The organism is Campylobacter showae (assembly GCF_900573985.1).
Lineage (GTDB): Bacteria > Campylobacterota > Campylobacteria > Campylobacterales > Campylobacteraceae > Campylobacter_A > Campylobacter_A showae_E.
The window spans coordinates 1,750,395-1,764,922 of record NZ_UWOK01000001.1 but is presented as its reverse complement, the minus strand read 5'-3'; the positions used below and the strand labels follow the sequence as shown (position 1 = coordinate 1,764,922).

Sequence of the window (14,528 nt, the reverse complement as noted above, 5' to 3'; positions counted from 1 at the left end):
CAAAGCTTTGCAAGCGTTAAATTTACGTGTAAAATTTCTTTTGTTTTAAAATTTGCGTTGGCAAAACGCCGAATTTTTCTCTAAAAATCTTTGCAAAGTGCGGAGCGCTGGCGTATCCGACGATTTTTGCGGCTTCGCTCACGCAGACGTCTCCGCGCTCTAAAAGTTTTTTTGCCGCGTTTAGCCGCTCGGTCGCTAGCAGCCCGTAGATCGTATCGCCAAAGTAGCTTTTAAAGCCTGTTTTTAGTTTAAATTCATTCGTTGCGCACGCTCTGGCTAGCTCTTTTATGCTGGGCGGATTTTGGACGTCGCTTAGTAAAATTTGCCTTGCTTTATTTAAAATTTTTACGTATTCGTCGCTAAAATTGCGCTTTTTTTCATCGGCTTCGGGCGTTTTAGGCGCGCCTAAGCTTTTGTAGATTAGCTCTAAAATTTTAGCTTCCATAAAGATTTCGCGCATCTTACCTTCAAACTCGCTCGCAGCTAAAAGCTCCCGTAAAATCAGGCTTTGGGCTAAATTTATCTTAGCCGTTTGGATGCAGATTTCGTTTTCTTCGCCTAGATTTTTAAATGCCGCTAGCTCGCCGGCCAGCTCGTTTTTTAGCACGATGCATCGCCCGGCGTAGCTGCTACTTTGATACTCGCAAACGCCCTCAAATCCGCTATCCACGCGTCCCATCCAAAACTCTCCGGCCTTTAGGCAAAAAGTTTTTTTACCCGCCTTAAGCCCGGCGTCCGCTCTTGCGTCGTTAAAGAGCAAAAAGCAGTAGCCAGCGCTCCTTTCAAGCCGTCTTTTTACGCTTTTATTACAGATTATTTCGCTCCTGCAGTAGCTTGCGCCGCTTGTGCCTTTAAAAAACTCGACTTTACATTTTCTATCTTGCTCTTGCCACGCGCTTTGTCCGTAGCGCACCGAATTTTGCGCGATTTCTTGTTCGTTTGCTCGTAAAATATCTTTAAATTCGACTTTCATTTGCTTTTATCCTTTTAGCGTTGATAAAAATCCCTCTACCGTTTGCCTAAGTATTGATAATAATTATCTGATTATAGTAAAATAGGGTTTAAATTTAAATAAGGAGTCTAAAGGTGAAAAGTATGCCTAAAATTTCTATGCTAGCTTGCCTAGCACTATCTTGCGCGCAGGCGGCCGATGAAGTAAAACTAAACGAAGTTACCGTAACTAGCGCGACGGGTTTTGAACAAAATATCAAGGACGCGCCCGCCTCCGTTTCGGTAATCTCGCAAAAAGAGATAGCCAGGCGCAACCATCAAGATATAGAAAGCGTCGTAAAAGACGCTCCGGGAGTTTTCGGCGCGACGCTGGGGGCGGCTAGCAGACGCGGTATCACGATGAGAGGCCTTGGTCAAAAATACACTAAAATTTTAATAGACGGCCGCCCTGCGACCAGCGATAGCGCGTATAGAGGGCTTCGCGCGGTCGGTAGCGCTCAAAATTTCCTCCCGCCCGCAAACACGATCGAGCGTATCGAAATCGTGCGAGGGCCGATGAGCTCGCTATACGGCTCAGATGCGATGGGAGGTGTGATAAACATCATCACCAAGGGCTTTTCAAACGAATTTAGCGGTAACGTAAACGGCTACTACACGCTTGCAGGCAAAAGCGGGATAAACGACGACTATCAAACCGGCTTTTACGCAAACGGCGCAGTGATCCCGGACGTGCTAGGCATCGCGCTTTACGGGCGGTATTTTCACAAATTTGAAGATGAGCGAGTCTTTACGAACCGCAAAAACGAGGACGTAAATTTCGGCGCGAAAATCATGTATAACGCCACCGAAAACGACGAAATAGCGCTGGATCTGCGCCGCGTAGTAAATAAATACGAGCGCACCGAAGGCAAGACGCTAAACCGCACGGCTAGCGATAACACGAGCGTGGCTTTTGAGAAGATGAGCGGATATACCGCCTCGCTCTCGCATACGGGCAAATACGACAAGCTGCTGCTTGAAAGCTTTTTAATGCACGATAATATGAAAGAAAGCGGTCAGCAAGACCTCACGTTAAAAACGACGACGCTAAATACCAAGGGAACGTATTTTTTTGATAACAACACGCTGAGCCTGGGAGCTGAATACAGAAGAGAAAGGCTAAACGAAAAGGCAACGACGGCCGACGCCGCAAACGTAAAGAGATATGATTTTTCCCTATACGGCGAAGATGATTTTGACGTGACCGACGCGCTCACGCTAACTGCCGGCCTAAGGTATAATCACGACAAAGACTACGGCGGACACGTATCTCCGCGCGGATATGCCGTGTATCATCTAAGCGAAAATTTATCGCTAAAAGGCGGCGTGTCGGCAGGCTACTCGACGCCAGATATCAAGATGCGAACCGACGGGCTTGCTCTGCCTTTTGCCGGCGGTATGGGAGCACAGCTGGGTAAAAGCGACCTAAAGCCCGAATCCAGCCTAAACTACGAGGCGGGCGTCGCGTACGGGGACGAGAGCCTTAACGTCTCGGCGATGGCGTTTTATACGCGGATAAAAGACGGTCTAGGCACGAAGCCAGTTTGCGTCGCACGCCCGGGCGTTCCTTGCGTGCATAACGGCAAGACCTATAGGCGCGGCATCTGGGAGAGCGTAAATATCGGCAAAGCCGAAGTAAAGGGCGTCGAGCTCGCCTCAGACTGGCAGATTTTATCAAATTTAGCCCTGCACTCAAGCTACGTTTATACTAAATCAAAGCAAAAATCGGGCGCGTACGAGGGCAAATCTCTAAACAATCTACCCGTCCATACCGTAAAAATAGGGCTTGATTACGACGCGATGCCTGATCTAAATTTCTGGACGCAGATGAACTATCTGGGCAAAACCAGAGCCGTTTACGGACTGCCTGGAGACGAGGAGATAAAGGATTATACGCTATTTGACGCGGGCGCAAGCTACAAGCTAACTAAAAACGCGAGCGTAAATTTTAGCGTTTATAATATCTTTAACGAATACGTAACGACAAAGTCGGGACGCTATGAAATTTTGATCGCCGACGGGATTAAATATAGGCTCGGATTTAACGTAAATTTTTAAATTTAGCCGAATTTAAGCGGGGCGGTGCGTAGCGATCGCCACTCTGCTACCGGTTTTTAAAATTTGAGCTTAAATTTAAGGAGAAAGATGCCGTTTTTAAAGAAAAAGAAATTTTGGTTTAATGTTCATTTGATTTTAAGCCTAGCCTGTGTTTTGCCGCTGCTTATCGTCGCTCTTAGCGGCGCGGTCATATCCTATCACGACGAGATTATAGACCTTGCAAACTCGCAAAAAACCTTCGTCGAGCGAGGCGAAAAAGAGCTTAGCGCGAGAGAAATTTTAGATATTTTTAAAGCTAAGGAGCCAAAATTTACGCTTAGCTACTACAAGATAAACTCTGACGCAAATCACGCTATAGGCATATCCGGCACGAATGCTAAAGGCGAGTTTAAGTCGTATTTTATAAATCAATACACCGGCGAGATAACGGGCGAAAATTTCGGCGATAAATTTATCGGACTAATGTTAAATTTACATACTAACTTAGGCCTTGGACTTAGCAAAAACGAGACGTTGCGGCTTATAGGCAAGCATATCGTTGCGATTTGTTCTATCGCTTTGATTATCTTGGTTATATCTGGATTAATAATCTATTATCCTAGTTTTAAAACTAAATTTATGCGCGCGTTTACTTTAAAAATCAAGGCCAAAGGCTATGCGTTTTTATACAGTCTGCACGGATTTGCGGGCGTTTATCTTTGTTTATTTTTGGCTTTTATGAGCGTTACGGGGCTTTACTGGTCGTATGACTGGGCGGCAAAGCTCGTAAATAACGCGCTTGGCGAAAAAGAAATTTTTAGAAAAAAGAGCTTTACGCAGGTGAGGGGATTTTCGCTGGAGGACGAGGGCAAGATAGCAAATTTAGAGGTCGCGATAGATATTTTTAAACGAGATAGAGAGGATTACGAGCTTTTTAACGTCATCACGCAAGAAGACGGCGAAAATTTTATGATATTTTACTTTGACAAAGGGCTGGAAGAGGACGATAAGGTAAATACGATGACGATAAACGCCGCCAAGGGGCAAATCATCAGGCACGCGAGGTTTGACGATGCTAAAAGCTCGATGCCTAGGCCTTTTGCGATTCATAAAGCGGTTTTAAGCTTACATTCGGGATATTTTTTGGGCGAGGTCGGTAAATTTATATTTTGTTTAGCTTCGACATCGGTTTTGTTTTTCGTTATAAGCGGCTTTTGGATGAGCTTAAAACGGCTCAAAAGATAAATTTGATAAAATCGCTCGAAAAAACTGAAAAAGGCTAAATATGCGAGTGATTTTAGATGGATTTGACGGCTCTTTTTTGCCGATTTTGCAAAGCTTTAAAGCCGTGATGCCGAGCCTGCGTATAACAGGTATAGAGGAGCTCGGGCAGAGCGTAAACGATGTGGTGCCCAGCGTAGAAAACGGCGACGCCATCAACGTAAGCGAGCTCTTTGCGCGCCAATACGAGCAGGACGAGCTTTTATCGGACGGAGCTTTATTTTTGCAGGACGAGAAATTTAACGAGAGCGGCGAGAGTGCGGCTGTCAAATTTGATGAAAACGTAAAATCTGAAGGTATTCAGGCTAACGACGACGCTAAATTTGAACAAAATTTAGTGGCTGATATCGAGAAAACGGTTTGCGTATGGGAGCAAAATTTGCAAAGCAGCCAGGACAATGCGCCGCGTCAAGAGGGCGGCCTGCAAGGAAAAGCTATTTCGCAAACCAGTGCTTTAAGCGAAATAACCAAAACTGCGCCAACTAGCCAAAGCGCGCAAACCGCCGCTCCGCGCGAAACTCCTGTTTTTGACAGAGCTACGCAAACGGCACCGTCTAGTAAAATATCCGCTTCTAATGAAGCCGTAAAAACGGCCGCCTCGGACGCATCAGCGCAGGCTGCGCTATTTGATTTTAACGAATCTGCGCAAAATTTGCCGCCGCGCGCCGAGCCAAAAGCCGCGCCCGAGCGTAAAAAGCATGAAAGCGCGAGTCTGTTTACCGACGAAGAGGTGCGAGCGATACTGGAGCTAAAATAGCGGCTTAAATTTAGCGGATAGTCAGGCAAAATGCGCAAATTTTACCGCGTCACAATGTACCGCAAAAAGTAAAATTCGTAATTTTAAATTTTAAATAAAAATTTTAAGCCTAAGCGTCAAATTTTTCCGCTAAGCTAGCGATATTTAGCTATATCTTAACTATTTTTCGTTAAAATCGACAATTAAAAAATCTCGGAAAAAAAGATGGAAAAGAAATATAGACCAAACGTCGCGGCGGTCATACTTGCGCCCTCTTATCCGTTTGATTGCAGGATATTTATCGCGCAAAGGTGCGATATGACGGGTATTTGGCAGTTTCCCCAGGGCGGTATAGACGACGGCGAGACGCCGTGCGAGGCTCTAAAAAGAGAGCTCAAAGAGGAGATAGGTACGGATGATGTGGATGTGCTCAGCGAGTATCCGCAGTGGCTTAGCTACGACTTCCCTGAGGGTACGAGCAGTAGGAAATTTTATAACTTTGACGGGCAGACGCAAAAGTATTTTTTGGTGCGGCTAAGACCTAGTGCGAAGATAAATATAAACACCAAAAAGCCCGAATTTGACGAATATAGATTTATAAACTCAAGCGAGGTTTTGAGCGACGTAAACCACTTCAAAAAGCCGATTTATAGCAAGGTTATCGGCTACTTTAAAGAGAAAGGATTTATCTAATGTTAATCGTCCAAAAATACGGCGGCACGAGCGTAGGGACGCTTGAGAGGATAGAAAACGTCGCCGCTAGAGCGATAGAGGCTAAAAAAAGCGGAGCAGACGTCGTAGTCGTGGTCTCGGCTATGAGCGGCGTGACTAATCAGTTGGTGGAGTACGCCGAGCATTATACGAAAGCTCCCGACGGCGTGGCGATGGATATGCTGCTTAGCTCCGGCGAGCGCGTTACCTGCGCGCTTTTAACGATAGCGCTGATAAATTTAGGCTATCCCGCAGTTGGTCTAAGCGGTAGGCTAGCGGGCATCATAACAGACAGCGTGCATACCAAGGCTAGGATCGAGGCGATAGATACTAAGCGTATGAAAGAGGAGCTAAAGGCGGGCAAGATCGTCGTAGTAGCGGGCTTTCAGGGTATAGACGAAAAGGGCGACGTAACGACTCTGGGACGAGGCGGTAGCGATCTTAGCGCAGTGGCGATCGCAGGCGCGCTAAATGCCGATCTTTGCGAGATTTATACCGACGTAGACGGAGTTTATACCACCGATCCTCGCATCGAGCCAAAGGCTAAAAAGCTAGATAAAATCAGCTACGACGAGATGCTAGAGCTTGCGAGCCTAGGCGCAAAGGTGCTGCAAAACCGCTCAGTCGAGCTAGCTAAAAAGCTAAACGTAAATTTAGTCACCAGAAGCAGCTTTAATCACAACGAAGGAACACTAATAACAAAGGAAGAGAGTATGGAAGCAGTGCTTGTAAGCGGTATCGCGCTAGATAAAAACCAAGCTAGAGTAACTTTAAGAGGCGTGGTCGATAAGCCGGGCATCGCGGCTGAAATTTTCACCGCGCTTGCAGAAAAAAACATAAACGTAGATATGATAATCCAAAACGTAGGCCAGGACGGCACGACGAATCTTGGCTTTACCGTACCGCAAAACGAACTTCACGTCGCAAAAGAGTGCATGGATAAACTAAGCGCGTCGAGGGAAATTTTATACAACGACGAGATAGTCAAGGTCTCGGTCGTGGGCGTAGGTATGAAAAGCCACACGGGAGTAGCGTCTTTGGCTTTCCAAACGCTGGCAAACGAGGGTATAAACATCCAAATGATCTCGACTAGTGAGATAAAAATCTCGATGATCGTCGATCAAAAATACGGCGAACTGGCAGTTCGCGCGCTACACGAAGCTTATAAACTCGATAAATGAGTGATTTTATAAAATGGACGCTCGAGGCGATCCGCGAGGAGGGCTCGCTGATGAGCTGGATGGAGGAGAGGCGCACTGAGTGGACGCCTCTGCTCGCCTCGAAGCTTAAATTTTTACTCGAAGGACGCGCGTTTATCTTGATAACAGATAGCGAGCGTGGCTGGTTTGAAGAGTATTTTTTAAAAAATATAAACAAACCGACAAACGCCCGCCCCGTGCTACCTTTTTTCTCGCTAAAGGCGCTTTATCCGTCTTTTGAAAATATCGGCTCAAAAGAGGAAGTCTCGCTACTTTTAGATATGCTTAGCCTTGCTTTTCCAAACGGCTACGTATTTTTTTACGTCGGCAAAAGTGCCGAAAAAAGCTCGCAGATAGCCAAAGGCAAGGACGATAGCTACATGTGGCTTTTTGACGAGCAGGCGCAAAATAGCTTTTATCTCAGCTCCTCCGACGGCGCGCTAGATATCAAGCTTTTGTCGCTGTTTAGGCTTTTTGATAAGAGCATAGACGCCGCTTTATTTGCGAAAGTAGCACTCTAATCTATGCAAAGCAAAATCGTAATCACGAGCGATTTTGAAGCCTTAAAAGAGGAAATTTTAGGGCTTTACGGCGTAAATTCGGTTAGATTTTTTTTCGCCGAGGACTTTTTGCTAGAAAATGCAAAAGAGGTTGCCGCCGAAGCCTATATCGCGGAGAGCGAGCCTAAGCTGCTAGTTTTGGGCGCTAAAAATTTCCGCGTCGAGGCTCAAAACTCTCTATTAAAAATAATCGAAGAGCCGCCTAAAAATATCTTTTTTATCATAGCCTGTGAGTCGAAAAATATGCTCCTGCTGACCGTTCGTTCGCGTCTGGTTACTGAAAACAGACTCGAAAAAAAGCAGCGCGAAAAAACGGGGCTAGATTACAAACGCCTCGAGCTAAAAGAAATTTGTTCGTTTATCGATGAAAAATCAGCTTTTGAACGCTCCGAAAAGTTTGGCAAAAATGACCTAAAAGAGCTGATCGCCGCGATAGTTCTCGAGGCTACGGCGCAGGGGGTCAAATTTAGCGCCGATGAGCTTGAGTATTTTTTCAAAGCCGTGCGCCTGGCTGATCTAAATACCAAAACTCACGCCCTTCTTACGCCGATACTTCTTATGATTTACGAAAAAGGGCTTAGATGAAAATTTTTAAAATCAATCCGCAAACTGATTTTAACGAGATTTGCGAGATTATTCGTCCTAGCGACGAGGGGCGAAATTTGATGAAAAAAAAGTCGGCGATCAACTTTTTTTTGATTAAAGATTTACGCTCGCCGGCTGCAAACATCCTAAAACAAGACGCGCTAAGCATCGGCGCGGAGCTCGTAACTAATCGCGACGTGATTCTGGGCGGCGCAAACTCGACTGCGCTTTTGATGGCGACCGATGCGCAAGTTCTTGCGCTTGCCAAAAAAGAGGCCGCGCAGGATTTCGGCCTAAAAAATTTGGCTAAATTTTTAAAATCTCCGTTTAAAAAACCGCAGCGCGCGCAGATCATGGGCGTCGTAAACGTAAATGAAGATAGCTTTAACGCCGCAAGCCGCGTGAATGAAAAAAGCGGTATCGAAAAAATCGAAGCGATGATCGAGCAGGGCGCCGAGTATATCGATGTGGGCGCAGTTAGCTCGCGTCCCGGCAGCAAATACGTCGGACGCGAGGTTGAGTTTGCCAGGCTTGAAAAGATACTTGCTGAAATTTACCGTCTAAATTTGTACGAAAAAGCGATATTTAGCCTCGATAGCTTTGATCCGTATTGCCTAGAGTACGCGTTAAATCACGGCTTTAAAATGATAAACGACATCACGGGCGACGTTAGCCTCTGCGCTCTAGCGGCGCGGTACGGCGCGAGCTACTGTCTCATGCACATGCAAAACAGCCCCGAAAATATGCAGGATAATCCACATTACGATGATTTGCTTGGCGAGATAGACGCGTTTTTCGAGGCTAAGATCGCCGCGGCGCAGGATCTTGGATGCCGCGATATCGTGCTGGACGTGGGTATCGGCTTTGGCAAGACGGCGGAGCAAAATATGATTTTGATAAAAAATTTGGAGCATTTTTTACGCTTCGGTTTACCGCTTTTAGCTGGCGCTAGCCGTAAATCGGTCATAAATTTTTATAGCCCCAGCGAGATAAAAGACCGCTTGCCGGGCAGCCTCTATCTGCATCTTGAGGCCTTTAGAAACGGCGCGCAGATCATCCGCACGCACGACGTGGCCGAGCATGCGCAGATGTTTAGGCTGGAAAGCGCGATGAGAAAGCTCGCGGCGTGGTAAGCAAAGTAAATTTAACGAGGAAAAATGGATAAAAAAGAGTATTTAGAGGCCGTAGATACGCTAAACGCGTGGGCGAAGGCCTACTACACCGACGATGCGCCCATAGCCACCGACGAGGAGTACGACGAGCTTTATCATAAAGTGCTGGAATTTGAGAGAGCAAATCCCGGTGAAATCTCGATGTTTAGTCCGACAAAGCGCGTCGGCGGCGAGGTTAGCGAGGGCTTTATCAAAGCTCGTCACGGCGCGCGCATGTGGTCGATGGAGGATATTTTTAGTTTTGATGAGCTACTAGCGTGGCTAAAGCGCGGCGACAAAGAGGGGCTGGAGTTTGCGCTTCAGCCTAAATTTGACGGCGCGAGCTTAAATTTACTCTACGAAAACGGCGCTCTCGTGCGAGCTATCACGCGCGGCGACGGCATAACGGGCGAGGATGTTACGAGCAACGCCAAAGTCATCAAAAATATCCCGCTGCAAATCGCCTATAACGGTAGGATCGAGATCCGCGGCGAAGTCGTGATCGCTAAAAACGACTTTGACGAGATAAATTTCGCCCGCGCACAAAGGGGCGAGCCGCAGCTATCAAATCCTAGAAATGCGGCCGCCGGCAGCCTGCGCCAGCTAGATAGCACCGTTACGGCGTCGCGCAGGCTGAGGTTTAAGCCATGGGGCTACGGCGAGCAAAATTTGGGCCTTGAAACCTACTCGCAGATGATGGATTTTATCTATTCGCAGGGCTTTGAGCGCGAGGAGTTTTTTAAAATTTGCCGCACTGCCGAGCAGATCGAGGATGCGTATAAACAGCTCGTAGCGCAGCGAGATAGTAAGCCCTTTATGATGGACGGACTCGTGGTGCGCGTGCAGAGTATCGCGGCTAGCGAGGAGCTTGGCTACACGGAGAAATTTCCTAAATTTATGGTCGCGTATAAATTTCCAGCGATCGAAAAGACCACGCGACTGCTTGACGTGGCGTTTCAGGTCGGGCGCAGCGGCGTCGTGACTCCTGTGGGCGTGCTTGAACCCGTAAATATCGACGGCGCAATCGTAAAGTCCGCCACGCTGCATAACTTCGACGAGATCGAGCGCCTAGGCGTGCAAAAGGGCGATTTTATCAGCATTATCCGCTCGGGCGACGTGATACCAAAGATCACGGGCGTCTTTAAACAGCGCAGAGACGGCTCGCAGACTCCGATAGAGAGGCCGCGCGAGTGTCCCGTGTGCGGGTCGATGCTGCTAGACGAGGGCGTTTTTATCAAGTGTCAAAACCTCGAGTGCAAGGCTCGCGTGATAAATTCGCTCATACATTTTGCGAGCAAAAAGTGCCTAAATATCGACGGTCTTGGCGAGGCGATCGTAAATCAGCTTTTTGAAGCGGGTTTAGTCGCCAAAATCGCCGACATCTACGAGCTTACGGTGCAGGATTTGGCGCGGCTAGAGGGCTTTAAGGATAAAAAGATCGCAAATTTACTCGGCGCCATCGAGGCTAGCCGTACGCCGGCTCTACACAGCTTTATAGCAAGCCTTGGCATCGAGCATATCGGCGAGGTAGCTGCCAAAAAGATAGCGCAAATTTACCCGCAAAACTGGCGCGAGCTGAGCTTTGGCGAAGTCGCCGCGATCGAAGGCTTCGGCGAGGCGATGGCGGAGAGTTACGCGGAGTTTATGCAGGTAAATAGGCAAAATTTGGATGAGATTTTGCGTTTCGTTAGCCCGCAAGCGCAGAGTTTTGAGACAAAGCAAAGCGCTATAAGCGGCAAGACGTTTGTGATAACGGGCACGCTTAGTAAGGGCAGGGATGAATTTAAAAGGGTTTTGGAAGCAAACGGCGCGAAAGTAAGCGGCTCGGTAAGTAAGAAAACCGACTTCGTGCTTTACGGCGAGGAGGCGGGCAGCAAGCTGGATAAAGCTCGCGAGCTAGGCGTCAAGGCGATAACCGAGGACGAGCTAAGGCGGATGATTGAGATTTGATCTATTTGTCGCAAGTCGCCTAAATATCAGCCGAAACAAAGCTGCCGAACTCATAAAAAGCGGCAAAATTTTGCTAAACGGCAAAATTTGCTCTAAGCCCAGCTTTGAGGTGGGCGAATTTGATAAATTTGACGGCTTGGGCGGGCTAAATTTAGACGGTACGGCGAGCGTAAATTTAAATGGCGCCAAAAACGGCACAGTAGCGGAAACTAAAAATTTACGTGACGCAAATTTAGCGAACGACTCCGAGGCTGCGCGCGAAAAAGCTCCTAGCGACGAGCAAAATTTAAACTCAAACGTCGCAAAAATCGAGCTCGTCGGCGAAATCTACGTCGGACGCGGCGCGCTAAAGCTAAAAAGCTTTTTAGCGGCTTGTCCGCTAGAAGTCAAAGGCAAAAACGCCCTAGACGTAGGTTCAAGCACGGGCGGTTTCGTGCAAATTTTGCTGCAAAACGGCGTAAAAAGCGTTACGGCGCTAGATGTGGGCAGCTCTCAGCTTGATAAAAGCCTGCGAGCCGATTCGCGCGTGAAGGTTGCTGAAAATACCGACGTACGCGAGTTTGCGGCGGGGTGTCAAAGCTTGGCCAAAGACGGTAAATTTAACGGCACAGAGCAAAATTTAAAAAACCAAATCGAGCCGAATTTTAATCTAGGCAAATTAAATTTTGCCGAGCGGGACGGATTTTTAAGCGAGCCATGCGAACCGGCTTTTTCGCCGTCAAATTTAACGCAGGCTGGAGCTAGGACGGACGAGTCAAATTTGACTGACGTAGATTTCGCAGCAAAAAACCAAAATGCAAAATTTGACTCCCGCGCCGCCAAAAACCTCGCACGCAAATTTGATCTCATCACCTGCGACGTGAGCTTTATCTCGCTTAAAGAAATTTTGCCCTCCATCGACGCTCTAGCAGGCGAAAACTGCGATATTATCCTGCTTTTTAAGCCGCAGTTTGAGGTCGGCAGGAGCGCTAAACGAAATAAAAAAGGAGTCGTGACGGACGCAAAGGCTGTTCGCGAGGCGAGGGCGAAATTTGAGCTTGCGGTGGCAAATTTGGGCTGGATAATGCGCCAAACGCTCGAATGCGAGGTAAAAGGAAAGGAAGGGAATGCCGAATTTTTCTACGCTTTTAACAAAAGATAATATCACGGCCGTCGCGATCGGGCACTTTGACGGCGTGCATCGCGGTCACAAGCAGCTTTTAAAGCAGCTGGGCGAGTACGGCGGACTAGTCGTGATCGACAAAAACAAAGCCAACATCACGCCAAAGCTAAAGCGCGCCCAGTACTCTCGCTACCCGTGCTTTTTGTATGATTTTGACAGCATAAAGGGGCTTGGCGGCGATGAGTTTATCGCGCTTTTGAAGCGAGATTTTAAAAATCTGCAAAAAATCGTCGTGGGATTTGATTTTCGTTTCGGGCGAAACAGGGCGTGGGATAAACATGATTTGCGGCGCATTTTTGACGGCGAGGTGGTCGTAGTAGACGAGGTTTGCTTTGACGGCATGGGCGTGCACAGCTCAGCCATACGCGAGTATATCAAACAAGGCGAGATATACAAGGCAAACCGCCTGCTAGGCCGCGAATACTCGATCGAAGGCCGCGTGATAAAGGGTCAGGGCATCGGATCGCGCGAGCTCGTGCCGACGCTAAATTTGGACATCAAAAGCTACCTTTTGCCGCGCGAGGGCGTATATGCGACGAGGACCCGCATCGGATACAAGACCTACGGCTCGGTTACCTTTATCGGCAACCGCGTGAGCACGGACGGCAACTTTAGCGTCGAGACGCACGTAATAAACGAAAATATCGAGGGCGCCAGCGACGTCGCGGTTTGCTTTATCAAACGGCTGCGCGATAACCGCAAATTTGCAAGCCTAGAGGAGCTAAAGCGTCAAATTTACATCGACATCAAGCAGGCGATGGAATTCGTCGGCGTGTGCGATCTATACGTCGTTGGCGATGGTGTGGCGCAAAGGAGCGAGCCGTGAAAGACGAAATCTTTAAAGAGCCGATAAAAAAGCAGTTTGAATTTGACGCGAGCGTTGCGTCGGTGTTTGACGATATGATCGGGCGTTCGGTGCCGTATTACGACGCTTCGCAAAAACTGATCGCCGATTTTTTAGCGCAAATTTTACCGCAAGGCGCAAGCGCGGTAGATCTTGGCTGCTCGACCGCCTCGACGCTGCTAGCTCTTTGGCGCAAGAGAAACGACCTCGCGCTAAAAGGCGTGGATAATGCGCCTGCGATGCTACAAAACGCACGCGCTAAGATAGAGGCGTACGGCGCTAGGATCGAGCTTGAGCTGGCGGATATTTTGGAGTGCGAATTTGACGCCCGCGACGCCGTTTTGATGAACTATACGCTACAGTTTATCCGTCCGCCCAAGCGTCAGGATTTCGTAGCTAAAATTTACCGCGCGCTAAATGACGGCGGCGTGTTTGTTTTTAGCGAGAAGCTCATTTTTGAGGACAAGACGCTGAGCAAAAATATGATCGAAATCTACGAAAAATACAAGCTAGAACAAGGATACTCGCGCTACGAAATCGCTCAAAAACGCGAGGCTCTGGAAAACGTGCTGATCCCCTACACTGAAGCGGAAAATAGAAATTTAGCGCTTAGCGCGGGGTTTAAAAATGTGGAGTGTATATTTAGGTGGGCGAATTTTGCGACGTTTGTTGCTTTTAAATAATAATTTTTACGGCTCGTCTCGTGAGCGCTTTTCCGAGATTTTGCAAAATTTTCGCTCCGCAGGCCATATGCCTAGCGCACGCTCAATTTTGCTTCAAAACTCGAAAAATCATCTCACGATACTTCGCCTCAAATTTCCTTCAAATAAAATTTGAACTCAAATTTTACTCACCGAGACCCGTATCTTGAAAACATAAATTTAAAACTCGCGACGCTTTGCGTCAGCAAAGCTACGTCGCCACCCTTAACTTCGCTTCGCTCGTTACGAGACGGCAACAAGTTGCCCCTACGAAGAAAAGCGTCGTAGGGGGAGGGGATTAAAGGGGGTGGGGGAGCTCTTTTGCATCGCTACGCTTGCAACTGCAAAGCAGAGCGAAATTTAAGCCCACACCCCCTTTACAATAAAGTAAAAAACAACCTTAGACGGTTGTTTTTTACGCAAGAAAGCCGAACTTGCAATGGCAAATTTTAATCAAACCAAATTTTATATTTTTAAGATGCAAGTCTCGGTGCGTAAAATTTAGAAATATCCCCATACAAAAAATATGATTTTTGCTTCGCTTGTAAAAAATATATAAATTTTACCTTAAGAAATATTTTTCTAAGGCTAAAGTGTGTAAAATAGTCGCAATTTTATAAA

The 14,528-nt window shown here is 47.4% G+C and carries 13 protein-coding genes and 1 pseudogene; 13 read left to right on the top strand and 1 reads right to left on the bottom strand.

The window, feature by feature from the left end; all coding sequences use genetic code 11:
- Positions 1–22: 22 nt before the first annotated feature.
- A complete protein-coding gene (locus tag EE116_RS08800; protein ID WP_122874094.1) occupies positions 23–973 on the bottom strand; it encodes a helix-turn-helix domain-containing protein in 951 nt (316 codons plus the stop codon).
- A 113-nt stretch (positions 974–1,086) separates the two neighbouring features.
- Here EE116_RS08800 and EE116_RS08795 point away from each other — a divergent pair, with 113 nt between their 5' ends.
- The 13 genes and pseudogenes from EE116_RS08795 (at position 1,087) to cmoA (ending at position 13,889) form a co-directional block, all read left to right on the top strand.
- Positions 1,087–3,048: a TonB-dependent receptor domain-containing protein gene (locus EE116_RS08795; RefSeq protein WP_122874093.1), complete on the top strand. Its 1,962-nt coding sequence runs from the start codon at positions 1,087–1,089 to the stop codon at positions 3,046–3,048.
- Between the two features lie 87 nt (positions 3,049–3,135).
- Positions 3,136–4,272 carry a PepSY-associated TM helix domain-containing protein gene (locus EE116_RS08790; RefSeq protein WP_122874092.1) on the top strand — a complete coding sequence of 379 codons (1,137 nt, stop codon included), beginning with the start codon at positions 3,136–3,138 and terminating at the stop codon, positions 4,270–4,272.
- Between the two features lie 40 nt (positions 4,273–4,312).
- Entirely contained in the window at positions 4,313–5,065 is a 753-nt protein-coding gene (locus tag EE116_RS08785) for a hypothetical protein (RefSeq protein WP_122874091.1), read from the top strand.
- 204 nt (positions 5,066–5,269) lie between these two features.
- Entirely contained in the window at positions 5,270–5,737 is a 468-nt protein-coding gene (locus EE116_RS08780) for an RNA pyrophosphohydrolase (RefSeq protein WP_122874090.1), read from the top strand.
- A complete protein-coding gene (locus EE116_RS08775; RefSeq protein WP_122874089.1) occupies positions 5,737–6,936 on the top strand; it encodes an aspartate kinase in 1,200 nt (399 codons plus the stop codon). The genes EE116_RS08780 and EE116_RS08775 overlap by 1 nt, the downstream gene beginning before the upstream one ends.
- Complete coding sequence (locus EE116_RS08770; protein ID WP_122874088.1) at positions 6,933–7,475, top strand: HobA family DNA replication regulator; 543 nt, start codon at positions 6,933–6,935, stop codon at positions 7,473–7,475. Before EE116_RS08775 ends, EE116_RS08770 begins: the two co-directional genes overlap by 4 nt.
- A gap of 3 nt (positions 7,476–7,478) precedes the next feature.
- The gene (locus EE116_RS08765; RefSeq protein WP_002951794.1) at positions 7,479–8,099 is read left to right on the top strand and encodes a DNA polymerase III subunit delta'; all 621 of its coding nucleotides are present in this window, start codon (positions 7,479–7,481) and stop codon (positions 8,097–8,099) included.
- Entirely contained in the window at positions 8,096–9,232 is a 1,137-nt protein-coding gene (gene folP, locus EE116_RS08760) for a dihydropteroate synthase (protein ID WP_122874087.1), read from the top strand. Before EE116_RS08765 ends, folP begins: the two co-directional genes overlap by 4 nt.
- Before the next feature lie 24 nt (positions 9,233–9,256).
- A complete protein-coding gene (gene ligA, locus EE116_RS08755) occupies positions 9,257–11,200 on the top strand; it encodes an NAD-dependent DNA ligase LigA (protein ID WP_122874086.1) in 1,944 nt (647 codons plus the stop codon).
- Positions 11,190–11,264, top strand: a pseudogene (locus tag EE116_RS13250) (23S rRNA (cytidine-2'-O)-methyltransferase TlyA); the annotation flags it as partial. The gene ligA and the pseudogene EE116_RS13250, both read left to right, overlap by 11 nt.
- Before the next feature lie 45 nt (positions 11,265–11,309).
- On the top strand, positions 11,310–12,341 hold the full coding sequence (locus EE116_RS08750) for an SAM-dependent methyltransferase (RefSeq protein ID WP_241091696.1): 1,032 nt from the start codon (positions 11,310–11,312) through the stop codon (positions 12,339–12,341).
- On the top strand, positions 12,307–13,188 hold the full coding sequence (locus EE116_RS08745) for a bifunctional riboflavin kinase/FAD synthetase (protein WP_122874084.1): 882 nt from the start codon (positions 12,307–12,309) through the stop codon (positions 13,186–13,188). The genes EE116_RS08750 and EE116_RS08745 overlap by 35 nt, the downstream gene beginning before the upstream one ends.
- Positions 13,185–13,889 (top strand): carboxy-S-adenosyl-L-methionine synthase CmoA, encoded by a 705-nt coding sequence (gene cmoA / locus EE116_RS08740; RefSeq protein ID WP_122874083.1) that lies wholly within the window; start codon positions 13,185–13,187, stop codon positions 13,887–13,889. The genes EE116_RS08745 and cmoA overlap by 4 nt, the downstream gene beginning before the upstream one ends.
- Positions 13,890–14,528: the final 639 nt, after the last annotated feature.

Excerpts from the sequence above, each read along its gene's own strand:
- EE116_RS08800 (WP_122874094.1), bottom strand. The coding sequence starts at position 973 with ATGAAAGTCGAATTTAAAGATATTTTACGAGCAAACGAACAAGAAATC.
- EE116_RS08790 (WP_122874092.1), top strand. The coding sequence starts at position 3,136 with ATGCCGTTTTTAAAGAAAAAGAAATTTTGGTTTAATGTTCATTTGATT.
- EE116_RS08785 (WP_122874091.1), top strand. The coding sequence starts at position 4,313 with ATGCGAGTGATTTTAGATGGATTTGACGGCTCTTTTTTGCCGATTTTG.
- EE116_RS08780 (WP_122874090.1), top strand. The coding sequence starts at position 5,270 with ATGGAAAAGAAATATAGACCAAACGTCGCGGCGGTCATACTTGCGCCC.
- EE116_RS08775 (WP_122874089.1), top strand. The coding sequence starts at position 5,737 with ATGTTAATCGTCCAAAAATACGGCGGCACGAGCGTAGGGACGCTTGAG.
- EE116_RS08770 (WP_122874088.1), top strand. The coding sequence starts at position 6,933 with ATGAGTGATTTTATAAAATGGACGCTCGAGGCGATCCGCGAGGAGGGC.
- EE116_RS08765 (WP_002951794.1), top strand. The coding sequence starts at position 7,479 with ATGCAAAGCAAAATCGTAATCACGAGCGATTTTGAAGCCTTAAAAGAG.
- folP (WP_122874087.1), top strand. The coding sequence starts at position 8,096 with ATGAAAATTTTTAAAATCAATCCGCAAACTGATTTTAACGAGATTTGC.
- ligA (WP_122874086.1), top strand. The coding sequence starts at position 9,257 with ATGGATAAAAAAGAGTATTTAGAGGCCGTAGATACGCTAAACGCGTGG.
- EE116_RS08745 (WP_122874084.1), top strand. The coding sequence starts at position 12,307 with ATGCCGAATTTTTCTACGCTTTTAACAAAAGATAATATCACGGCCGTC.